Genomic DNA, 21,264 nt, shown 5'->3' with positions numbered 1-21,264 from the left:
ATCGCCCGAACTTTTTAAGTCCGGGCGGAAAGTTAGTCAACTAAGCATTGCAGTAGCTCTCGCTCTAATCCCACAATCTTTCGTTCTGAGATCACTTCAACCCGACTCTCACTACAATCATCAAGTTCAACTTCCGTTAAGCCATCCAGTGTCAGGTTATAACCAAATACCCCATCCTGAGTAATGAACACGCCCTTGATTCGCTCAGCTTGAATCGCTAATAACATTGGCACTAGCTTGGCACGTTCAAAAACTTTATCCACCGCGAAACGCCAACCAATACTGTGAAAACCTTCCCCTTTATTGATCGCTTTCATTACCCCACTCTCGGGGAGGGGTAACTCTGAAGCCAGTGGTTTTCTTTGATGGTGATGGTGGTGGTGCTCATGCTGCTCATACATTACCGTCTCACCCTCAAACAGCTCAAAAGGAATCTCACCATACTGTGCGAAGCTGACTGCAGTATCAGGCCGAGCATATTTCCCTACATAACTAAGTAGCAAGCTCTCATCACCTTCGTGATAGAGATCGACTTTGTTTCCAACCACTCTATCAGCAATAGCAATCTGTTGAACAAACGTTTCGTGCTCACTGTATCTACTCTCTGACAGCATACGGGCATCCACAAGCGTGATGGTTTTCTGCAGTTTAAGCACTTTGCGATAATGCTCTGAAGAGAGCACTTGCAGCACCTCTTTGGGATGTCCAAGCCCCGTTGGCTCTATTAGTAATCGATCCGGTTTTGCTTCCGTGAGTAGCTGATTCAGCGCAATCTGCATTGGTAAGCCAGCACTGCAGCACATACAACCACCAGGCACCTCACGAATAAAGACTTTCCTTTCCCCTGAGTGTTGACCTCCCATAAGGCTTCCATCAATACCGATCTCGCCAAATTCGTTCACTAATATGGCCCAACGCTCATTGTTAGGTTTATTTTTCATTAGATTTAAAATAGCGGATGTTTTTCCAACACCGAGAAAACCAGTCACAATATTGGTCGGCACACCCAGAATTGGGCTTTCGTTTGAATGCATGTGTACTCCTACGCCGCCAACCCTGATGCACGACGACATCATCATATGTTTGAGTTGGCAAAAAACTTAAATAGAAAAAAGGCTAACGAGAAAAGGTCAGGCGCATCGCAGGTTGAGGACAAGAGGGGAACTCACCTCTTTCGAAAACCTGTTGGCCATTCACCCAAGTACGCTCGATCGCTGAATGAAATTGATGGCCGTTAAATGGTGACCACTTGCAATGATAAAGGCTATTTTCATTTGTGACGTCTGTGGTTGAATCGCAATTAACAAGCACAAGATCAGCATAGTAGCCTTCACGAATAAAGCCTCGCTCTTCAATGGCATAACGAATTGCAGGGTTGTGTGCCACTTTCAAGACCACTTGCTCTATTGTCATTCGGCCATGATAAACATGGTCGAGCAAGGTTAACAATGCGTGCTGTACCAAGGGTAAACCTGCAGGTGCTTGTTCGTAATCAACCTGCTTCTCTTCTAAGGTATGAGGCGCGTGATCGGTGGCAATAATGTCGATTTTCCCCGAATCAAGTGCTTGAATTAATGCCTCTCGATCACTGGCTTTTTTTATCGCAGGATTGCACTTGATGAGGTTTCCGTACTCTGCATAATCTTCATCACTAAACCATAAATGATGCACACACGCTTCAGCGGTGATCTGCTTACCTTCGATAGAACCTGGTTCAAACAGCGAAAGCTCTTTCTCGGTAGTGATGTGTAGCACATGAAGCTGGCTACCATGTTTTTTAGCCAGTTCCACAGCGTAAGATGAGGAAGCGAAACAAGCCTGGTCATCCCTTAACAAAGGATGATCGTGAATCTTCAGCTGAGCCTTATTAGCGAGCAATTCTGAGCGATTTTTAGCAATCACAGCGCCGCTTTCACAATGAGTAACAATCAGCACAGGTGAATCACGGAAGATGCTTTCTAACGCATCATGGTTTTCAACCAGCAAATTACCTGTCGACGCTCCCATAAAGACTTTAACGCCACAGTGCTTTTTTGGATCCAATCGTTTGATTTCCTGAAGGTTGTCTTCTGTTGCACCTAGGTAGAAAGAGTAATTGGCGAAAGAGCTTTCAAAGGCAATGGCAAATTTACGTTCTAATGCTTCGATGGTCGTCGTTGCGGGATCCACATTCGGCATTTCCATAAAACTGGTGATGCCTCCAGCCACAGCTGCGCGGGACTCGGATGCAATCGTGCCTTTGTGGGTTAAGCCCGGCTCACGAAAATGGACCTGATCATCAATCATCCCTGGCAGTAAATATGCACCATCAGCTTGAATGACAATATCATCCGGCTGCCTCTCGATGTTCACATGGATCTTTTCAATCCGCTTTCCCACAATGCGCACATCGGCATTCACAACGTGCCCTTCATTAACGACTCGGGCATTTTTGATAAGTGTGGATGACATGATCTCAGTCACTCTCCTTGTTTAATTGGATATTTATCGGGGGGTTGTCGAGTAGAAGCATTCAGGACGGTTTTAAGCAATCATCACAAACGCAATTGATTTCGAGTTGAGGTTGAACAACCGTAAATCCCTCCTGACGAGCATTGGTTTGCAAGCCTGACACCATTGTAGGATCAACGGTCTGCTCACTGATTTTGTTGCATTTGGTGCAAATCAGAAACTGGGGAATCCCATGTTCGTGGTCACATTCTATGTGTGAGCAGACAATAAACTTATTCGATACTTTGAGCTTATGAACCAAATGTTCCGCTTCAAGAAACTCAAGCGCTCGATAGACAGACATGGCTTGAACCGTTTGAGCAAGCTCTTGCTGACAATAATCGACAATCTCGTAAGCAGACATGGCCTTTTCGGCTCGAAGCAATGCATGCAATACCAGCTTTCGTTTCTCCGTTAGTTGTTTTCCCCTCTGCTTACAATTCACTTGTATGCGCTCAATTAAGCCTTCTATGCTCACAATGCTCTCTCCTTGTTATTATGGATACGTTATAACATAACAACATGGAAAGATTATAGTTTAATCAAACCTAAGATCAAAAAGGGCCATAAGTCGCTATTCGCATCACTTATGGCCCCTCCCCGTGGAAATTAAACACGCTTAATCGCTAACTCACCAACAACCAAACGCCTACCCCCATCATTAAACTACCGGCGATACGATTCATCAATCGAACGTTTTGTGATTGACCTAGTAGACGCTTTAATCCTTTGCCACCCGTGGCGTAGAGCGTCATACAAACGAATTCGAACAATAAAATGATCGAAACAAGAACAACCAGTTGAGGTGTCAGATCGCTGCTTTGATCGATAAAAGGGGGCAAGAGTGAAATCATAAAAGCCCAACCTTTGGGGTTAGCTATAGCAGTAACAAAGCCTTGTACGACCAAGTCCCAATCACTTTGCGGCGCGCTGTTCTGCTCATCCATATTGATCGCAAGCTTGCCTCGTGAACGCCACATCTGCACACCGAGATAAAACAGGTAGCCTCCGCCAATCAGCTTAAGTGCGACAAATAACCAAGGATAGTTGAGCATCACGGCAGCTATACCCAAAACGGCAGCAATCGCCACTAGGCCTACGCCAACCAGCTCTCCCGCCATCATCCAAAGCGTTCGCTTGTAACCAATACTCATCCCGAGCGTCAGCGCCAGTGTCATACACATCCCCGGCGTTATTGAGACAAAGAAGAAGGTTGGAATAAACATTCCCAGCAAAGCAGTATTCATTGTTGTGTCTTATTGATATTGGAATTATTTGGCGAGAGTAGCACGGAATAAAAGTTACGGAAGTTGAAATAAGCTTTAGGAGAGAAAATGGACGAAAAAGCGCAATAAAAAAGAGCGACGAATCGCTCTTTTTTCAATCATTTCGCTACTGATGAGCTTCGACAATACGCTTATGAAGATTATCTTTTTTAACGGCTCTATCATGTTTCATTTGATGCATTTGTTCATCACTGATAGGGGAGTCTTTCAACTCCAGCGTTCTAATCTCCTTATCTAACAAATCATACGCCTTCATGTCGGTAAGAAACGCTTCATTCGCTTTAGACAAAGCGACAATCGTTTCTTTGTACTCTGGAAACTCACTGAGTAATGAATGATCTTCACCTAACATAGTTACCTCTTCCGTTGTGATAGCAAAATGGACATTGAAATTGAACAAATTGGTTACTATGTGTACTACCCTACCACCATAAAAAACAGCTAACTGAGACAAAGATCGACTCTTTACTCTTCTATTTCATCAGTCTCAAATTGGATAAAAACAGTACCGATAAACGTGACCTTCACCCTCATCAACATGCTCGCCTAAGTACTCTCCACCACACGCTTCAATCACTTTGCGTGATGGAAGATTTTCAACGTTACAAGTAACAATGACGCGCTCGTCTATCGCATTATTCACCACCCAAGAGAGTAAGTGCTTAGCAACGCCTTTCCCTCGTGCAGATGGACGCGTTTCATAGCCGATATGACCAATCACATTTTCAACCCAATCGTTAGTACCGTTACGAACTCGAATCGCACCTAAAATTACTCCATCTTCCAAGCAATAATAGGTGGTACTTGGCAACCAACCTTCCGGCAGTTGACTAGAATCAGCCTTAGAGCGATCTACCAAGTTCTCTAGGTAAACGACAGGATCGTTAGTGGCGGCGCGATACATTTCAATTCCAGAATGATGGCACTCTTTTGCGTAATCAAGTACCGCAGGCGCTAAGTCCACATGAGCTGCTTTCACTTCCATAACTTTCACCTACTCTTCAGCGTTAAATTCATACCCTGTGGTATGGGTGATAAATTGGAAACCATACTTCTCAACAATTGGGCGACTCATATCAGAGGCATCAATGGTTAAATATTTCTTACCACGAGCTTTGGCTTCGGCGATACGTTTATTGAGCAATAGTGAGTAAAACCCTTTCCCTCGGTATTGTTCAACTGTACTTCCTCCCCAAATCCCCGCGAACGGGCTTTCACCATTAAACATGATCCAAGCTGAGGTGACGGGCTGCCCATCGTGATACACGACATAAATCGATACATCGTCAGGCGCTTGTTGTTTAAGACTTAACAAGTGCTGATATTGCCACTCGAAATCGCCGCCCCACACTTGCTCTTGAACTTTAATGGCGTCACGAATCCCTTGTTCGTCATCAACAGTGGTGATCGCCGATTCTGGCGTATGCTTAGCAATGACAGAGTCTAGGTCCAACACCATAAAGGATTCCGTCTCTGCTTTTTCGAAGCCATGCTCTAACAGCAGTTTATCAATGTGTATGGGTAAGTCGGTCTCATAGACTTTCCACTCAAAATGTCGCCCCAAATGTTTAAAGTACGCTTTTTCTCGCTCAATAATGGCGGGCGCATTCTCAGGGGTTAAAGAGAAATAGGCGATGTAGCTGCCATGCTGCTCAGGAGAAACTACTCGAACCAACTCTGGGGTATCGACTTTCTCTGCACCGTGGGCAACAAATTGCTGACGCTCTTGCTGGTTATACTCCAGCATCAATTGTTGGGTATCCATACCACCTCTTATTCATTCTTCTATTAAGCCAATATAATCAATGCATTATCTACTTCATACTCACCCAGACTACTATATTCATAGGTAAATAGACATGCTTAACAATTCACCAGTGGCATTCGATGACACATTAGGGTAGCATTGCCGACCTTTTTTCAATGGTAGGAGGTTTTATGTTTATTGGCTTTGACTACGGGACGGCAAATTGCTCAGTTGCGAAGATGGAACAAGGAGAGCCAAAGCTACTCAAACTGGAAGGGGATAGTGTTTATATTCCTTCTACCTTATCAGCACCAACTCGAGAAGCAGTTGCTGAGTACCTGTTTAAATTCCGAGATATTAAGCCACTCGATCAAGTAGGTGAGCAGGTGCTACGCCGCGCGATCAACTTGAACCGCGAAGAGGGTGTTGAGTTCATCGCTGAAGAAGTGGCGTTTGGCCAAGCCGCGTTAGATCACTACCTTCAAGATCCCAGCGAAAGTTACTACGTGAAGTCACCAAAATCTTTCTTAGGAGCCTCCGGCTTACGAGACGTACAAGTCAGCTTTTTTGAAGATCTGGTCTGCGCCATGATGGACAACATCAAGCGCAATGCGGAGCAAGACGCAGAGCAAATCATTACAGATACCGTGATTGGTCGCCCAGTCAACTTCCACGGCCGTGACAGTGAAGCAGCCAATCGCCAAGCGGAAAGTATTTTGCTAAAAGCCGCGACTCGAGCAGGTTTTAAGAACGTTGAGTTCCAGTTTGAACCCGTTGCGGCTGGCCTAGAATATGAAGCGACGTTAACGGAAAACAAAACCGTGCTTGTGGTTGATATTGGTGGCGGTACCACTGACTGTTCATTAATTGAAATGGGACCAAACTGGCGAGGTCAAGCGGACAGAACGCAAAGCCTTTTGGCCCACAGCGGTCAACGAGTGGGTGGTAACGATCTCGATATTGCTCTGGCATTCAAACAACTGATGACGCCATTTGGCCTTGGCAGTAAAACCACCGCCAACATTGTGATGCCAACGATTCAGTTCTGGAACCCGATTGCGATCAACAGCGTCGATGCCCAAGCAGACTTTTACTCTCGCTCTAACCTAGCCACATTAAAGCAGTTGAAAAAGGATGCTCAAGAGCCAGAAAAGCTCGCGCGTTTATTGGAAGTCTTCCACGAGACAATAGGCTACCGTTTGGTTCGCCAAGCAGAAGAAGCCAAAATTGCCTTGTCTGATCACGCTCACTACCGAGCCACAATGCAGCTGCTTTCAGAGCAACTAGAAGTTGATATTAGCTTTGAAGACATGATTGATTCGATTGAGACGCCAAAACAAAAAATGGCCGAGCTAGTCAAAGAAGCGGTCGAACAAGGTGGCGTTCAGCCTGATGCTATTTTCATGACTGGCGGTTCAGCTCGCTCACCGATACTGCGTGGCGCTGTGCAAGAGATCTTGCCTAACATTCAAGTCGTTAGCGGGAACTACTTTGGCTCTGTTACCGCTGGCTTAGCTCGCTGGGCAGAAGTCTGCTTTAAATAAAACAAGCCATAAAAACAAAATCGCCTCAAACACTTGAGGCGATTTACATTGTAAACTTAGGCGCTATATCCAATCTAAAGCCTTCTGATTCAACACCTCACCTTCGAAAAACACTAATCGCAATACAACTCTTTGAGTGTATCTCGCAGCCATTTAATCTTTGGATTTTGGTTATTACGCTTGTGCCAAATCATCGTGAATGGAATCTTTAGCTTGTCTTCCTGTTCGGGATCAACAGGAATCGGCAAAGCGACCAAGTTAGGGTGCAACTGTTGGCAATAGTGCTGGCAATACCTAGGCGCAGTGGTGATCATGTCATGCCCCTCTTTCTCTGCAACAAATAAGGCTTGCTCAAAACTGGCCATAGTCAGATTTACGTTTCTGGTTCTACCTTGCTCTATCAAAATCTCATCTAACGCCCAACTTTCACTTTTTTCCCATACCACATTGATGTGCGGGTAACTCAGAAAGGTCTCCAGGTTCCATTCTTGCTCGAGAGCCGGATGATCTTTACGCACGTAAACCAAAGGTAAATCCGTAAATAACACCTCAAAGTTAATGAAATACGGTAATAAATCTAACGACTCTTTCGATCGAGGATGACTTTCTCGGCCAGTGAAACCAATATCCACTTCCCCACGAGTAATTGCATCAATTGAGTCGTAATCCCAATTATGAAATTTCACTTTTGAGTCGGGATAGGTTTGGTGAATCCTTGATGTCAGTTCATCTATCATTATCAAAGAGAGAGGAGATTCTATCCCCAGATTAAACCGAACCCCACTTGGTGCTTCATCCCCTCGCCGAGAGACAATTTGACTGCCAATTTGCAACCAATCAGACAAACTCTCTTCCATACTATTAGCCAAAGTGGTTGGCCTTAAACCTTGAGGCGTGTTGACGAACAAAGGGTCATCAAACCAATCACGTAACTTAGCCAGTGACTTACTCACCGTCGACGGAGTCACGTTCAATTTCTTTGCCGTTTTCGTTACGCTCCGTTCTTGCAGCAGCAACTGCATGGTCAGTAACAAATTGAGATCAAGACGCGCAAGTGATTTCTTCATTCAGTTCGCTATGTGGTTGATTTGAAGTTAATAATATAAGTGTCATGCCAATAACAGTAGCGGTTGTTAATGCAATCAGCAACATGTAGATCGCCGACACGCCGAGCCAAGCCATCAACCAAATATAAAGCGCAGAGCAGCAAATCTGGGCGATACCAAGTACTGAGCTCGCTAACCCAGCCTTGCGAGAAAACGGCCCCAAAGCTTGGCTCATTGCAACCCCAAAGCCCATAGAAAACCCCATACTAACTAAGGCGAAACCCATCATGTATAGAGTCGAGCTCTCACCATTCAAGTGAGCCGCGAGAATGATGAGAGCCGACGCCATAGTTAATATTTGTGAGCCGAACAGTAGAGTACTCTGACGAAAATAGGCAAGAGCAACTGGAGCTGAGAAAGAAGTCAACATCCCCACAACAGCCAACAAAGCCATCGCCGTTGAGTATTCTCCTCGAGTAAAGCCAAGAACCTCCATAAAGATCATTGGTGACGTATTAACGTAAGTAAGAATCGCGGTCACTCCCATAGAGGTAAACACAACGCGTGAGATAAAAAAGCGATCAAACAATGATTCGCTAGTCGTACTCACTGACGAGGAAAAAGGGTTAGAGCGAGCCAATGTCTCCTTGAGAATAAAAGTGGAGATCAAAAGTACCAAAGCTCCCATCCCCGCCATCGCCATGAACAGCACCGGCCAAGGAAACTTAAGCATAATAAGGTGACCAAACACAGGAGCAAGCACTGGAATCATGCAAGTAATCCCATTCAACATAGACAACACCTTGGCACGCTTTTGGTCATCTAACGTATCTCGCAAAATAGCAAACGCCACCACGTAGCAGCAGCCAGCCCCAACACCTTGGAAAAAGCGCATTTGAAGGAAAGCTTCGCTCGTTTGCGCAGCGCCACCAAACCAAGACGCGATCGCAAAAATCGAAGCCCCCATTATCGCAACAGGTTTTCGGCCAAAGCGATCGGCTAAGCGGCCAACAAAAAACATGGTCATCGCCATGCCCGACAAATAAATCGAGAACGCCATGTGAAGCTGAGATTCCGTCGCAGCTAAATCAGCGGCTATTTGCGGTAAGCCAACCAAATACAAATCAATAGCGGTCGGATAAAGAAGAACCAGTGCAAAACCGCACATTAGAAAACGAGACATACTCACCTCACTCTTATAGTAATCGTTTGCCAAGATGATATGTCACACTCATATATTTAGCGTGTTGCCATTATGACAACAGGTATTTCCAATCACGACATCGCTATGTTTCCCTGTACTCAACAGCTTAGAAATAGATTAACCCCATCCACTTCACTGAATTCCTTGCCACTCTTTTATAAACTCGTGCTACAAACCAACCAGAATAAGAAATTAAATGGACAATACGCTTTCAAAGGAATGGAAAAACATTGAGTGGGTCCTCACCGACGTCGATGACACGCTCACTTGGCAAGGTCAACTGCCTCCAGAGACCTTAGTGGCACTGCAATCCCTACAGCATAGGGGAATTAAAGTCGTCGCTGTAACGGGAGCATGCGCTGGATGGTGCGACCACATTGCACAGCTTTGGCCCGTCAATGCAGTGCTGGGTGAGAATGGCGCATTTGTGTTGGAAAAAGGGGCGAAAGGGGTATCTTTATCGAGCTCTGTGCCACTACAAGAAATGCGAGCAAGACAAGCTGAATTAAAAGCTCAAATTGAACAAATCCTATTGAACTACCCTGATATCAATCTCACGTTAGATCAAGCCTATCGATTGTGTGAGGTCGCCATTGATATTGGCCAGAATAGAGAACCTCTCGATAGTGCTCTTGTAGAAGAAATTCTAACTAAAATCCACCAGCTAGATGTCCACGCCACTGCAAGTTCAATCCACATCAACGCTTGGTACGGCGAGCACTCTAAACGCAACAGCAGCTTTGCTTTTCTACAATCGAAAGGATTAACGGAGAAAGATATTCTCGAGAGGTGTTGCTACGTTGGTGACTCCCTCAATGACCAACAGATGTTTGAGACACTCCCCTTAACCGTTGGCGTCAAAAACATCGAGCATTACTGGGATAAACTCACACACAAACCGTCCAAAGTGATGAGTCAACCCGGCGGGTTTGGCTTTGCAGAGTTTACTCATCAGCTGCTTGAGATTACGGACAAAGAATAGCGCTCACGCTTTCAAACAATGGATGATTCCATTTAGCTTAAACAGTGAGACCCCAATATTCATTGTGACATTTGGGGCTCCTGTTGATGAGAACAAGCTAACTAGAAGCGATATCAACACCACGCTCGTCATTAAACTTTCTGGGGAGGAATTTTGTTTTATTTATAATACTATTCCTTGAATAAAGAAAAAACTTCTCATAAACTAATATTATATTTAGTGATTATTTTTATACAAAACGGGACTTGAGAAATAAACTTAATAATTAAAATAAAAGTAAAAAATCCGGTCTAAAAGAAACACTATCAAAAATAGCTTAATTGAAAAATAAATATAAGAATCAAAAATAAGGTGTTTCATATCTATCAGCGAAACACAAAAAACCTAGATATCACAGCATTCCAATAAATAAAATAAATCCTAATCAATTGAAATAAAACAATTTTAATTACAACCCCGAAGAAAATTTCATAATCTCACTATTGTTACACGCACTATATATAAAACTAGTCAATCATTTTAAGGGGCAAAGACTGCATTAATCCGTTCTTAGAAACTGGGTAACACAAACGACACTATAGAAATATAGTGAACGGGTCCCAATTTCACCTAACAGAGCAATATTTGCCTACCATAAACCGGAAAACTAATTAAGGAAAATTAAGATGCCAATTGAAAAAATTGAATCCATCGGGAAGTTAGAAATCAGTCCCGAAGCATTTAGAAATCTTGATATGAAAATTAAGTCAAACGTTAGTGATATCGAAAGAGAAGTCGCTAAATCAAGGATTATGGAGTCGGCTTTAAAGGAGCTCAAGGGTAAAGAAGGATTTAACCCTGCAGCCCTTAGTATTTCTTTTGGACTACGTTGGTAAAGGAGTTAAGCCACAGTTTTCTGTGGCTTATTATCGATATGAGCTTTGAAAGTTGTATAGTCAAACTGACCTCTTACTGCAATTTGAATTGTACGTATTGCTATATGTTCAACTTAGAGGACAACAGCTACGAAGAAAATCACAAAAATATGCCCGAAGAAACAGCCTCCATGCTTCTTCAACGACTGGCTGAATATATAGAACAAGAAGGTCTGACACAATTTGATATAACACTTCATGGAGGCGAGCCTACATTGTGGCCGCTCAAAAGATTCGAGTCTTTTTTTCACAATATCAAAAACAACCCGATTTTATATAAAGCCATTACATTGGGCCTGCAGTCCAATCTATACAAATTACCATCAACGCAACTTCTGGATCTGCTTTTAGAGAATAATGTATCACTCAGCCTAAGCCTTGATGGCCCAAAAAAGGTGAATGATATCTTTCGGGTCACACCGTCAGGAAAAGGATCTTATGAGTCTATATCCCATAATTTGTCTTTTATACTCGATAGCAAATACTGTTCATTGGTTAAAGGTATTTTAAGTGTTCCACAAACAGATACCACTCCACAAGATTATTTCCAATGGGTAAAATCTCTACCGATAAAGAATGTGGATGTATTGTTTCCCATTCACTATCACTATGGGTACAAACCTTGGGATAACATTGGAAAATCTGAACAGGAATATGCGTGCTCTCCTAATTTAGGAATATGGTACGCCCAGCTCTTCGACTGTTGGTGGTTCCATAATGATCCCTCTATTAATATTCGTCTTTTCAACCACGTTATATCGTTAATGTTAGGTAGTCATCATCATGTTGACGCACTAGTAAACGATACACTCAATATGTTTGTCGTCAGTTCCAGCGGGAATATTGAATACCCCGACTACTATAGAGTTGCAAAAAATAGGAATGCAGAAACACCCTATAATATCGTCGACCATTCAATAAAAAGACTTCACTCTGATTCGGGGTTTCAAAACCTACTTAACCTTCACCGCTTCACACCTAAAGAGTGCAACTCTTGTGACCATCAAACATTGTGTGGTGGTGGCTTTTTAGCTGGGAGGAACGGCCCTGACGGTATGGTTCTAAATAGACGATCCGTTTTATGTTATGACGAGATGTACCTCTTTCAACACATAAAAAAACGCGTGCTGCCCACACTAGAAGTGACGCCCAATCGCACGGCATAGGAATAGATATGAATTTAGTAAACGAAGTAGCAAAGAATCCAGCTCAAGTACTTCTGGATTTACTTAATAACACCTCTCCTGATTATGCTATGCAACTAAAACAACACTCTTGTTCCTTTCAAGCGCAATTGCTAACTCACGTAGGCCATATCCTATTAATGAAAGAAGAGGTACGTGCTTGGCATGAGGATATCAATCAAAGCCTCAATACATTGAGTCGCAGCCCAAGTGATGTCAGTCAAAACCTCTATTCCTCTCCTTTATTTCGTTCTTGGCTTAATCAATTAGCGACGAGTTTAGTCTCTGAAAATCAGAACAACGCTTTACAGGATTTAATGGGCCTTTGGAATAGCATGACATATCTATCAGAGGATACCGCAGAGAAAAACATCAGGTTAGTCGACGGCTACTTAGTCACATGGGATGTACAAAATGTGTTTAAACTCGACGGCGATACAAAGCTTGAAACATGTAAGTGCTCGCTACGTTACGACAGAGAAAACACGACACTACATGTCTCAAAAGTCGATGCCCCAGTTCACAAACTCAATCAGTATCAAATTACACACTCAAAAATCACCCTATCCAATGCTAACCCTCTGCTAAGAATGAAATTTAATGAAAACATGGTTCCGGAGCGTACCGGAACAACTTACTTTGCGCAGCCCGATAAGTCAGTCATTAACTTTCCAGCTAATTACAATACTAGCGCCTATGAAATTCCCTATCTGTTAATTAAGCAACATTGCCCTAGTATTGCGAACGATATCGATCAGTACATATCCATCATCATACCCAGGGGAGAGCCAAAAGGTTGGACAATTCATGGGTATACCATCTCCTCTTACCAAGGCGCGTGTTGGATTACCGATCATTCAATTATTAAGAACATCGAGACTCTTGCTCATGAAATGGGTCACATCAAACTGCGTTATCTGGAAGAGCTGATCCCCATTTTCGAATCCAACAACAATGATATTAGATTCCCGGTCCCTTGGCGGTCAGATGAAAGGCCGCTAATCGGAATATTTGAGGGTGTCTACGTTCACACTATCGCGGCGACTGCACTATATTTTGTTAGCCAATCTCCTTCACTCGACACTGCAACGCTCCAAAAGTCCCACATTAGGACATTGGAGCTTATCTCTGATGTTCGCTACGGCCTCGATATACTTTTGAAACACTCAAAAGTGACCAGCATAGGAGCGATTTTTTATCAGTGGATTGAACAACAATGCTCAGAATTAGAACTCGAAGTTCATAAGCATAGTCCATCGTATAAATACCGTTGCGGGTAGTTGATGCCGTAGATGCGTTTACTTAAAAATGAATCGCTATTTAGGACGAATGACTAAGCCTACTGACCTCTCAATTTGATAATTCTAATCGTAGATACTCAGCCTCTTGGTGCCCTGCCAACTATACTTATAGTACGTAGATGGGATTCCAAGGAGGCAACTCATGGACTTTACGGAAAAACTCAGATTACGCGGTAAAGCAGAAGAAGATTTGTATTTTGCTAAGGTCGATCGTGAACTCATTGAAGCGATGCATGAAAAGCTCAAAGGCGAAGAAGGTTTTCATCGTAACGAGTCAGAGCGCGATACCCCAATATTCGCTACTTTAAGCAAGTAATACCCTTTGCGAACAGTTTGAAGTTATTGCAAATGAAGTAGTGATAAAAGTACAGCAGGAGAGTCATGCTCTCCTGCCCAATTCGTTCGCTTTCAAATCCTCACCTCCTCACTAAAAACGATCACTTCTCTAACAAGCTAAGACGTCTATCTTCATCTTTGAGATAGAGATGAGCCTGAGCTTGATCAATCAAAACAATTGCCGACAAAGGGCTCACCGAATGAACTTCGCCTTTATTATAGGGGACGGGAAGATCCCACGGGTAATTCTGGTACATCCCTTTCTCATCAAACTGAATCAAAACGTCCATGCTTACCTCCAAACGACATTGGACACTACTCAAGTTTAGCTGGAAATTGACATTTTTATTAGTAACAAAGGATAAACATAATAAGTGGTGGCTTTGTTATACTAGTGCTAATACTCTCAATTCTTATCAACAACCCCTAGCATCAAGGAATTACCATTAATGCCTAAGTTTCGTCGGCTCAGTTCTAGCTTACTCCTTATTTCTGTTCTCACAGGTTGTGGTTCACTGCCTAGCGAAGTAACACATACAAACCAAGCGCCGACGACACAGCAAAGCAGTACTCTGTCTAAACTGAGCGATAGCTATTGGCCAAATCAAATTCATTCCGAATACAGCGCAGTTACGCTTCAAGAGACAGGTTGGGATGCACTAGCCCAGCGTTTAGCACTCATCGAAGCCGCAGAGCACACGATTGATATTCAATATTACATTTGGAATTCCGATCTCTCAGGCACCTATTTAGCGAGTCGCCTAATCGCGGCAGCCAATCGAGGCGTTCACGTTCGAGTCATGCTTGATGACATTAACCTGAACGAGAGAGAAGAGCTGCTGATTGCACTGAATTCTCATCCAAATGCCGAGATTCGAGTATTTAACCCGATACCAACTCGTCGTGGCGTAGCCAAATGGCTCAATGTGCTTGGTGATTTTTCGCGTTTAAACCGCCGAATGCACAACAAATCTTTTACCGTTGATGGCGTCTTCTCTGTGGTTGGTGGCCGTAACATTGGTGATGAGTATTTTGATTTGTCTGAAGAGATTAATTTCCGCGACCGAGATGTATTGGCAATAGGCGCAGTCGTGAATGACATCCAAGCGAGCTTTAACCAATATTGGGACAGCCGTTGGTCATACCCTGTGGATTTATTAGGTGATGAAACAGAAGTCGATCTGACGATGCTCAACAATGCAGCTATACCACAATACAAACACTACCCCGAGCTGCCACAAGGCCAATCAAACGCGAAGCAATTCTTAACAAATCTAACAGCAAACATGAATCAAGTACGCGCTAAATTCATTTACGATCAGCCGACGCCTCTTGATGAAAAAGACACTAGTGAGCCGAAAGCGACCGCTAAATACCTTAATCAATTAGCCAGCGAATCAAATCAAGAGATTCTTTTGGAGTCAGCGTATCTCGTGTTTGACGATCGCCAACTCGATGATTGGCAAGAGTTAAATGAAAACGGAGTACAGATTAAGGCGTTAACCAACTCAATGTCATCCAATGATCTCGTCACTAACCACTCAGCTTACGCGGGCCGACGCAAAGAGATGCTTGAACATGGCATACAGCTTTTTGAGTTAAAGCCACAAGCACCAGTCTGCGAGAAATCGACTAAAGATGAAACCAAATGCGCGCCTGAAACGGGCTACGGACTGCACGCGAAATCCGCTGTATTTGATTACAAGGTTGCCGCCATTGGTTCGTTCAACTTTAACTTGCGATCTACCTACCTCAACACAGAGTCATTGCTCATCATCGATGATGTGAAAGTAGCACAGAGCCTTGCAAAGGATATCAATGAGGCGATGGATATAGAGAACAGTTGGTACTTAGATTTACAAGACGGTGACGTGCGTTGGCATTCCACACAGCAAACCTTTAAGCGCGAGCCAGAAACAGGCAAATGGCAGCGCTTTCAATCCTCATTTTTACAGTTACTGCCAATCGAAAAATATTTGTAACCAAGGTCGTTACTGGGCTTATCGATATCGCCCAGCTGAACAAAAAAGGCAGGAAACCCTGCCTTTTTTATTTTATTGAAACCCACCAAACGCGTTAAATGAGCTTCTTACGAACATGAACCACAAGCGCCTCAGCTAGTACCACTACAGCGAATATACTTACCAGTACCATAGACACTTTCTGCCATTCAAATAGGTTTTGCGCATCATTAAGTACCACACCTATACCACCAGCCCCCACTAAACCTAATACTGCAGATTCACGCACATTGATGTCCCAACGGAACAGCACAATAGAGAAAAACGCTGGCATAACTTGCGGCCAGTAGCCTTTCAGCAGAACGCTCATCCAAGAAGCGCCCGTTGCTTTCAGTGCCTCAATGGTGCCCATATTCACTTCAGCAATCGCTTCAGCCAGCAACTTACCGACAAAGCCAACACTTCGCACTGCAATCGCCATAATGCCCGCCAACACGCCAGGGCCAAATAACGCGATAAACAGCAAAGCCCAAACCAGAGAGTTAACCGAACGTGACGATACCAAGAAGAACTGCGCCACCCAGTTAAGTGTTTTACTAGGCGTAATATTAGGTGCATTCAGTAACGCTAAAGGGATCGCCAAAATAAGCGTAAACAATGTTCCTAGTGTGGCGATATGAAGCGTCTCTACCAGCGCGGCATGTATAGTTTCAGGGTAAAACGCGTAATCCATTGGCACCATACGACCAAACATGTCTGCAAATTGCGCAGGCGCGTCGTATAAAAACTCAGGAATCACTTCCACCGTTTGCCAAGACCAGACAATAGCAGACACAAAACATAGGTAAGCAGCGAAGCGAGCCAAGCGTTGATTAAACGTAAAGCGTTGCCATTCTTTATCAATAGAAGCAGTCATCATTAAAAGATTCTCCTTACCACATTAGACAGAAACTCACCGACAAGGATCAGCGCGATAATGGTGATCAAAATCGCTGCGACAAAATCGTAATCGAAACGTTGGAAAGCAGAGAAAAGCGTGCCGCCCAACCCGCCTGCGCCGACAATACCGACCATAGTTGAGTTACGTAAATTAGAATCCAATTGGTAACTTGCAAAGCCAATAAAACGAGTAAACACCTGTGGCATTACCGCAAACAGAATCACGCTGACAAAGCTCGCGCCCGTGGCTCGAATCGCTTCCACTTGTTTAAAAGAGATCTCTTCAATCGCTTCTGCAAACAGCTTTGCAATGAAGCCAATTGACGCAAAGACCAAGGTTAAAATACCTGCCAATGCGCCAAAGCCCACCGCTTTTACAAACAAAATCGCAATGATTACTGGGTGGAATGAACGACACAATGCGATAAAACCGCGCACTGGCGTCGAGATGATAGACGGCATCATATTACGAGCAGCCAACAAGCCAAGAAACAGCGATATCACGATGCCAAAAAAGCTCGAAATAATCGCGATTTGTAAGCTCTCCGCAAGGCCACTTAATAGCAAGCTAGAGCGCGAAAAATCCGGCGGAAACATTCGAGCAAGTAGGCGCTCACTTTCACCAAAACCGATAATAAGTCGGTCAAGTGTGAGGTCGAGTGTCGAAAAGCTATAAAACAGATAAGCAATGACGGCGACGACACCAACACGGCTTGCCCAAGATGCTTTAAATGGATTCTCAACATTCACAGAAGAAGCGGAAGAGGAGCTTAATCCAGCCATGATTCACCTCCGTAGATGATCTTAAGATCTTCTTCGCTGATGCCTTCTGGGCTACCGTCATAATGCACTTTGCCGTTACACATACCGATGATTCGATTCGCAAACCGCTTTGCAAGGTTCACATCATGAATGTTAACCAATACGGGGATCTGCTTTTCACGAGCGAACGTTTCCATTAGCTCCATGATCTCTACAGCTGTCTTTGGGTCGAGTGAAGAGGTTGGCTCATCCGCCAACAAAATATAAGGGTCTTGCATCACCGCTCGGGCAATACCAACACGTTGACGCTGACCGCCAGAAAGACTATCTGCACGTTGATTAGCGAAATCTTGCAAGCCAACAAACTCAAGCAGTTCAAACGCTTTTTTCAGATCATCTTTTGAGTAATTACGACGCCATGCATTCCAAGATGACATGTAGCCTAATCGACCACTCAGTACATTTTCAATAACCGTTAGACGCTCAACTAAATTGTATTCTTGGAAAACCATACCGATATGACGGCGCTGCTTGCGTAAGGCTTGGCCATTAAGCTTAGTCAGGTCTTCGCCTTCAAACAGAATTTCTCCGCTTGTCGGATCGTTCAAACGGTTAATGCAGCGCAATAAGGTACTTTTACCAGTACCAGACGGACCAATAATCGCGATGATACCTGGTTGATCGATATCGATATCAATGCCTTTAAGGATTGGCTTACCAGCCACGTATTCGTGAAAAAGGTTATTGATCTTTATTCCGTCATACTTAGTTCCGTCACAGTTTGCTACGGCCATACTACTATTCCTTGTTATTGTTTTTATTACATATTCTTAAGGTGTACGATGCCCTGCGCCCTACACACATTGGGCACCGTACTTTTGTAAACGAGGTTTATTGAGAGAGGGTTACTGGTTAGTTGCTTGCTTTGCTAATGCCGCCGCTTTCTTCTTCGCGCGTTTTGCTGCATCTTTCTCAGCCAGCTTCTTCAGACCTGTTTTGGTGTAAGCCGTACCTGTCGCATGAGCAATATCACGGATCACAGACCACTCTTCTTGATAAGTAATTGGCGAGAAACGGTCAGCCCCTTTGAACGAGTCGCTCATCTCTTTGGTAAAGCGGTAGCTGAAGAAGGCTTCGTTGATTTTTTCAACTAACTCAGGCTTTAGGTTGTACGCATAACCAAATGCAGAGGTTGGGAAACGAGGACTGCGGTAGATGATTTTAAGTTCAGAGTCATCAACACGGCCAGCGGCAACCATACGATCGTACACATCAGATGCAACAGGTGCTGCGTCGTAGTCTCCGTTGTAAACGCCTAGAATCGACTGGTCATGCTTGCCTGAGTAAAGCACTTTGTAATCTTGGTCTGGGACCAAACCTTGTGCTGGGAAAAGTGCGCGTGGTGCCAAGTTGCCAGAGTTTGAAGACGCAGAAGTATGGGCAACTTTCTTACCTTTCAGATCAGCCATTTCGTTAATGCCGCTGTCTTTACGAACGATGGTGATAAGGTTGTAGCCTTGGAAGCCAGACTCATCACCTTTTACCGCGATTGGCACATAGCCCGCTAGGTTAACGGCGTAGCCTGTAGGGCCGGTAGAGAAACCCGCAACGTGTAGACGACCAGAGCGCATCGCTTCTACTTGAGCCGAGTTCGAGTGAACCGTGTAGTAGATAACCTTTTTGCCCGTAATCTTACTTAGGTGTGCTTGGAAATCAGCGAAAGCGTCTTTGTACAGTGCTGGATCTTCTACAGGGGTGTAAGTAAAGACAAGTGTGCTTGGGTCAATCCATTCACTCGCATCTTTTGGCGCATCCGCCACTAGATCTTGGTTTTCATCACAGTATCTATCATCCAGCACGCCGCGGTTAGTACATTCACTGGCCATCGCCATTGAAGGAAGCAGCAAAGAGCCAGCGATTAACAATCCTTTTACACTGTTTTTCATATTAGAACCTTACATTCACGTTATTGTTGATGTTCACTCCCTCTATTGCAGGTGATGTGCCAATTTTATTTTTATTATTTTTCAACAAGTTAAACAAATCTTCATTGTGCTAATTTCTATTTGGGTCATTGATGTCCTATCTATTTTCAACACTTTGGGTCATTTCTGTCCTGCTAATTTTATAGGCTAAAAAAGGGCCCGAAGACCCTTTTTATAATCAGTAAAATCTCAATGAGACTGAATTAAATATCCATACAGTTTGCGTAGTACGTCACCGTTGATGGCCAATCACTGAATACCCCAAGTACACCGACATCTTTTGCCAACACATCCAGTACCTTCATCATGTCACCATCTTGGTTAATCTGCTCAGTGACTGTTTGATAGTACCAGCCGCCACCTTGAGCCAGCGGGCCTGAACGCTCTAACGTCCATGCGATAATATCGAGATCAGCTTGCTTCGCTAACTTCGCGTACTCTGATTCGACAATCGCATTTTTCTCATCAAGCTGAACCAGCGCATAAAGTGGCGGAGCAATAATGTTTACGCCTTCAGAAGAGAGAGCTTTCATGTTCTCCAGTGTCGCCGTAAACCCTTCTAAGTTGTATACGCGATCATCAAGGTATACCGCTTGCTCACCAAATTTCGGCTCATTCTTAATCCAGTATTTCACATCGTCTAGATTAAATGATTGAACGTATGCGTCTTTCGCAGAGAAGCCTGCTGCCTTTAGCTCATCAACCAACTTTTGGGCATAATCTTCTTGGCTAAAGCCTTTATATGGCATTTCTACGGCTGCTGATTTCAGTTCAGGTGTCACTTTCACACCATGTTTTTTAAATAGCGCTGCACTTTCTGCATGCGTCATCAAAGTCCCGGTTTGAGAGTACAAATCGGTACGCCAACCAGGTGTGCCATTCATGTACTCTTCTACTGTGGTTGCTTTTGGATTTGCGCCATCCATCTTGCCCTTAAGGGTTTTGAACTCAGCAAGCGTGAAATCAGAGGTGCGACATTCTACTTGCGCATCTTCACCCGTTGCTGGATTCGCAGGTTTAAATGGCACGGTACACTTCTTCGCAAGCTCTGGGTGCGCCAAGACATCTGTCGTAGTATGTAAATCACTCTGTGAATGTCGACAAACTAACTCTTTGTCTTTGGTAAAGGTGACATCACACTCTAATACCCCTGCTCCCATCGCAATCGCCGCCAAGTACGACTCTTTCGTGTGCTCAGGGAACTGCATCGCTGCACCTCGGTGACCAATTGAGAAGTCTGTACGATGGAACGGGCCCGCTTCACAGCTCTCCAGCTTGGTTTTCAATGGACCATCTTCCATGTCACTCACCAAATATAACGGGCGAGGACCCAATTGAGCCGGCTCATTACCCGCTACCGCTATCGAGCTAACGCCTAACAATAGAGCGATACCACTGGTTAAGATTTGCTTCATCTGTTGTTCTCCTTGCAGCAAATAGTTATTTGTCGTTTTATATGCTCTGATTTTGTGGTGTTTTATTCGCATTCATTTGCGCTAACTCCCTGACTTCAAACCAGAACAATTGGTTAAATTGCACGCAACGTGCCAAAAACTTTTCGCTTATAATTCAAACAGATAAAT

General features: G+C 44.0%; 22 protein-coding genes. 7 read left to right on the top strand and 15 right to left on the bottom strand.

The features are described 5' to 3' along the window. Positions 1-32 precede the first annotated feature (32 nt). From GVO60_RS03255 to GVO60_RS03225, 7 genes are all read right to left on the bottom strand, one after another. Positions 33-1,034, bottom strand: coding sequence for a CobW family GTP-binding protein (locus tag GVO60_RS03255; protein WP_159651158.1), 1,002 nt, complete (start codon positions 1,032-1,034; stop codon positions 33-35). An 82-nt stretch (positions 1,035-1,116) separates the two neighbouring features. Beyond that, positions 1,117-2,451, bottom strand: a complete 1,335-nt coding sequence (locus GVO60_RS03250) for a dihydroorotase (protein WP_159651157.1) — start codon at positions 2,449-2,451, stop codon at positions 1,117-1,119. A 61-nt stretch (positions 2,452-2,512) separates the two neighbouring features. After that, complete coding sequence (locus GVO60_RS03245) at positions 2,513-2,968, bottom strand: Fur family transcriptional regulator (RefSeq protein WP_371862423.1); 456 nt, start codon at positions 2,966-2,968, stop codon at positions 2,513-2,515. Between the two features lie 148 nt (positions 2,969-3,116). Continuing rightward, on the bottom strand, positions 3,117-3,737 hold the full coding sequence (locus GVO60_RS03240) for a LysE family translocator (protein ID WP_159651156.1): 621 nt from the start codon (positions 3,735-3,737) through the stop codon (positions 3,117-3,119). 145 nt (positions 3,738-3,882) lie between these two features. Beyond that, complete coding sequence (locus GVO60_RS03235; protein ID WP_159651155.1) at positions 3,883-4,128, bottom strand: HP1242/YdcH family protein; 246 nt, start codon at positions 4,126-4,128, stop codon at positions 3,883-3,885. Between the two features lie 135 nt (positions 4,129-4,263). Further along, entirely contained in the window at positions 4,264-4,761 is a 498-nt protein-coding gene (locus tag GVO60_RS03230) for a GNAT family N-acetyltransferase (protein ID WP_159651154.1), read from the bottom strand. Positions 4,762-4,770: 9 nt separating this feature from the next. Next, on the bottom strand, positions 4,771-5,541 hold the full coding sequence (locus GVO60_RS03225) for a GNAT family N-acetyltransferase (protein ID WP_159651153.1): 771 nt from the start codon (positions 5,539-5,541) through the stop codon (positions 4,771-4,773). A gap of 173 nt (positions 5,542-5,714) precedes the next feature. Between GVO60_RS03225 and yegD the strand changes: the two genes are divergently transcribed. Then, positions 5,715-7,067 carry a molecular chaperone gene (gene yegD / locus GVO60_RS03220; protein ID WP_159651152.1) on the top strand — a complete coding sequence of 451 codons (1,353 nt, stop codon included), beginning with the start codon at positions 5,715-5,717 and terminating at the stop codon, positions 7,065-7,067. 113 nt (positions 7,068-7,180) lie between these two features. On the opposite strand, the gene yidZ is transcribed toward yegD, so the two are convergent. After that, the gene (gene yidZ / locus GVO60_RS03215) at positions 7,181-8,134 is read right to left on the bottom strand and encodes an HTH-type transcriptional regulator YidZ (RefSeq protein ID WP_159651151.1); all 954 of its coding nucleotides are present in this window, start codon (positions 8,132-8,134) and stop codon (positions 7,181-7,183) included. Continuing rightward, positions 8,109-9,329 carry an MFS transporter gene (locus GVO60_RS03210; protein ID WP_225874891.1) on the bottom strand — a complete coding sequence of 407 codons (1,221 nt, stop codon included), beginning with the start codon at positions 9,327-9,329 and terminating at the stop codon, positions 8,109-8,111. The genes yidZ and GVO60_RS03210 overlap by 26 nt, the downstream gene beginning before the upstream one ends. Before the next feature lie 184 nt (positions 9,330-9,513). On the opposite strand from GVO60_RS03210, the gene GVO60_RS03205 reads away from it, so the two are divergent. The 5 genes from GVO60_RS03205 (at position 9,514) to GVO60_RS22400 (ending at position 14,014) form a co-directional block, all read left to right on the top strand. Then, positions 9,514-10,299, top strand: coding sequence for an HAD-IIB family hydrolase (locus GVO60_RS03205; RefSeq protein WP_159651149.1), 786 nt, complete (start codon positions 9,514-9,516; stop codon positions 10,297-10,299). 665 nt (positions 10,300-10,964) lie between these two features. Continuing rightward, complete coding sequence (locus GVO60_RS03200; RefSeq protein WP_159651148.1) at positions 10,965-11,174, top strand: hypothetical protein; 210 nt, start codon at positions 10,965-10,967, stop codon at positions 11,172-11,174. 38 nt (positions 11,175-11,212) lie between these two features. Beyond that, the gene (locus GVO60_RS03195) at positions 11,213-12,379 is read left to right on the top strand and encodes a radical SAM protein (RefSeq protein WP_225874890.1); all 1,167 of its coding nucleotides are present in this window, start codon (positions 11,213-11,215) and stop codon (positions 12,377-12,379) included. 8 nt (positions 12,380-12,387) lie between these two features. Next, entirely contained in the window at positions 12,388-13,677 is a 1,290-nt protein-coding gene (locus GVO60_RS03190; RefSeq protein ID WP_159651146.1) for an aKG-HExxH-type peptide beta-hydroxylase, read from the top strand. 163 nt (positions 13,678-13,840) lie between these two features. Continuing rightward, on the top strand, positions 13,841-14,014 hold the full coding sequence (locus GVO60_RS22400) for a hypothetical protein (protein ID WP_167522324.1): 174 nt from the start codon (positions 13,841-13,843) through the stop codon (positions 14,012-14,014). A 121-nt stretch (positions 14,015-14,135) separates the two neighbouring features. Here GVO60_RS22400 and GVO60_RS03185 read toward each other — a convergent pair whose 3' ends face one another. After that, on the bottom strand, positions 14,136-14,324 hold the full coding sequence (locus tag GVO60_RS03185) for a hypothetical protein (RefSeq protein ID WP_159651145.1): 189 nt from the start codon (positions 14,322-14,324) through the stop codon (positions 14,136-14,138). A 159-nt stretch (positions 14,325-14,483) separates the two neighbouring features. Here GVO60_RS03185 and GVO60_RS03180 point away from each other — a divergent pair, with 159 nt between their 5' ends. Beyond that, positions 14,484-16,016, top strand: coding sequence for a phospholipase D family protein (locus GVO60_RS03180; protein ID WP_159651144.1), 1,533 nt, complete (start codon positions 14,484-14,486; stop codon positions 16,014-16,016). Positions 16,017-16,110: 94 nt separating this feature from the next. On the opposite strand, the gene phnE (GVO60_RS03175) is transcribed toward GVO60_RS03180, so the two are convergent. The 5 genes from phnE (GVO60_RS03175) to GVO60_RS03155 all read right to left on the bottom strand — a co-directional run bounded on the left by phnE (GVO60_RS03175) (position 16,111) and on the right by GVO60_RS03155 (position 21,096). Next, a complete protein-coding gene (phnE, locus tag GVO60_RS03175) occupies positions 16,111-16,914 on the bottom strand; it encodes a phosphonate ABC transporter, permease protein PhnE (protein ID WP_159651143.1) in 804 nt (267 codons plus the stop codon). Further along, positions 16,914-17,717, bottom strand: coding sequence for a phosphonate ABC transporter, permease protein PhnE (gene phnE, locus GVO60_RS03170; RefSeq protein WP_159651142.1), 804 nt, complete (start codon positions 17,715-17,717; stop codon positions 16,914-16,916). The genes phnE (GVO60_RS03175) and phnE (GVO60_RS03170) overlap by 1 nt, the downstream gene beginning before the upstream one ends. Further along, positions 17,705-18,490, bottom strand: a complete 786-nt coding sequence (gene phnC / locus GVO60_RS03165; RefSeq protein ID WP_159651141.1) for a phosphonate ABC transporter ATP-binding protein — start codon at positions 18,488-18,490, stop codon at positions 17,705-17,707. Before phnC ends, phnE (GVO60_RS03170) begins: the two co-directional genes overlap by 13 nt. 111 nt (positions 18,491-18,601) lie before the next feature. After that, complete coding sequence (phnD, locus tag GVO60_RS03160) at positions 18,602-19,642, bottom strand: phosphate/phosphite/phosphonate ABC transporter substrate-binding protein (protein ID WP_159651140.1); 1,041 nt, start codon at positions 19,640-19,642, stop codon at positions 18,602-18,604. A gap of 242 nt (positions 19,643-19,884) precedes the next feature. Beyond that, positions 19,885-21,096 (bottom strand): glycerophosphodiester phosphodiesterase family protein, encoded by a 1,212-nt coding sequence (locus tag GVO60_RS03155; protein ID WP_159651139.1) that lies wholly within the window; start codon positions 21,094-21,096, stop codon positions 19,885-19,887. Positions 21,097-21,264 lie beyond the last annotated feature (168 nt).

This window comes from Vibrio atypicus (assembly GCF_009811315.1).
Classification (GTDB): domain Bacteria; phylum Pseudomonadota; class Gammaproteobacteria; order Enterobacterales; family Vibrionaceae; genus Vibrio; species Vibrio atypicus.
The sequence above is the reverse complement of the archived record's forward strand: the minus strand, read 5'-3'. Positions and strand labels throughout refer to the sequence as shown.

Excerpts from the sequence above, each read along its gene's own strand:
- GVO60_RS03250 (WP_159651157.1), bottom strand. The coding sequence starts at position 2,451 with ATGTCATCCACACTTATCAAAAATGCCCGAGTCGTTAATGAAGGGCAC.
- GVO60_RS03255 (WP_159651158.1), bottom strand. The coding sequence starts at position 1,034 with ATGCATTCAAACGAAAGCCCAATTCTGGGTGTGCCGACCAATATTGTG.
- GVO60_RS03200 (WP_159651148.1), top strand. The coding sequence starts at position 10,965 with ATGCCAATTGAAAAAATTGAATCCATCGGGAAGTTAGAAATCAGTCCC.
- GVO60_RS03205 (WP_159651149.1), top strand. The coding sequence starts at position 9,514 with ATGGACAATACGCTTTCAAAGGAATGGAAAAACATTGAGTGGGTCCTC.
- phnD (WP_159651140.1), bottom strand. The coding sequence starts at position 19,642 with ATGAAAAACAGTGTAAAAGGATTGTTAATCGCTGGCTCTTTGCTGCTT.
- yidZ (WP_159651151.1), bottom strand. The coding sequence starts at position 8,134 with ATGAAGAAATCACTTGCGCGTCTTGATCTCAATTTGTTACTGACCATG.
- GVO60_RS22400 (WP_167522324.1), top strand. The coding sequence starts at position 13,841 with ATGGACTTTACGGAAAAACTCAGATTACGCGGTAAAGCAGAAGAAGAT.
- phnC (WP_159651141.1), bottom strand. The coding sequence starts at position 18,490 with ATGGCCGTAGCAAACTGTGACGGAACTAAGTATGACGGAATAAAGATC.
- GVO60_RS03190 (WP_159651146.1), top strand. The coding sequence starts at position 12,388 with ATGAATTTAGTAAACGAAGTAGCAAAGAATCCAGCTCAAGTACTTCTG.
- GVO60_RS03235 (WP_159651155.1), bottom strand. The coding sequence starts at position 4,128 with ATGTTAGGTGAAGATCATTCATTACTCAGTGAGTTTCCAGAGTACAAA.
- yegD (WP_159651152.1), top strand. The coding sequence starts at position 5,715 with ATGTTTATTGGCTTTGACTACGGGACGGCAAATTGCTCAGTTGCGAAG.
- GVO60_RS03155 (WP_159651139.1), bottom strand. The coding sequence starts at position 21,096 with ATGAAGCAAATCTTAACCAGTGGTATCGCTCTATTGTTAGGCGTTAGC.
- phnE (WP_159651143.1), bottom strand. The coding sequence starts at position 16,914 with ATGATGACTGCTTCTATTGATAAAGAATGGCAACGCTTTACGTTTAAT.
- GVO60_RS03225 (WP_159651153.1), bottom strand. The coding sequence starts at position 5,541 with ATGGATACCCAACAATTGATGCTGGAGTATAACCAGCAAGAGCGTCAG.
- GVO60_RS03230 (WP_159651154.1), bottom strand. The coding sequence starts at position 4,761 with ATGGAAGTGAAAGCAGCTCATGTGGACTTAGCGCCTGCGGTACTTGAT.
- GVO60_RS03240 (WP_159651156.1), bottom strand. The coding sequence starts at position 3,737 with ATGAATACTGCTTTGCTGGGAATGTTTATTCCAACCTTCTTCTTTGTC.
- GVO60_RS03185 (WP_159651145.1), bottom strand. The coding sequence starts at position 14,324 with ATGGACGTTTTGATTCAGTTTGATGAGAAAGGGATGTACCAGAATTAC.
- phnE (WP_159651142.1), bottom strand. The coding sequence starts at position 17,717 with ATGGCTGGATTAAGCTCCTCTTCCGCTTCTTCTGTGAATGTTGAGAAT.
- GVO60_RS03195 (WP_225874890.1), top strand. The coding sequence starts at position 11,213 with ATGAGCTTTGAAAGTTGTATAGTCAAACTGACCTCTTACTGCAATTTG.
- GVO60_RS03180 (WP_159651144.1), top strand. The coding sequence starts at position 14,484 with ATGCCTAAGTTTCGTCGGCTCAGTTCTAGCTTACTCCTTATTTCTGTT.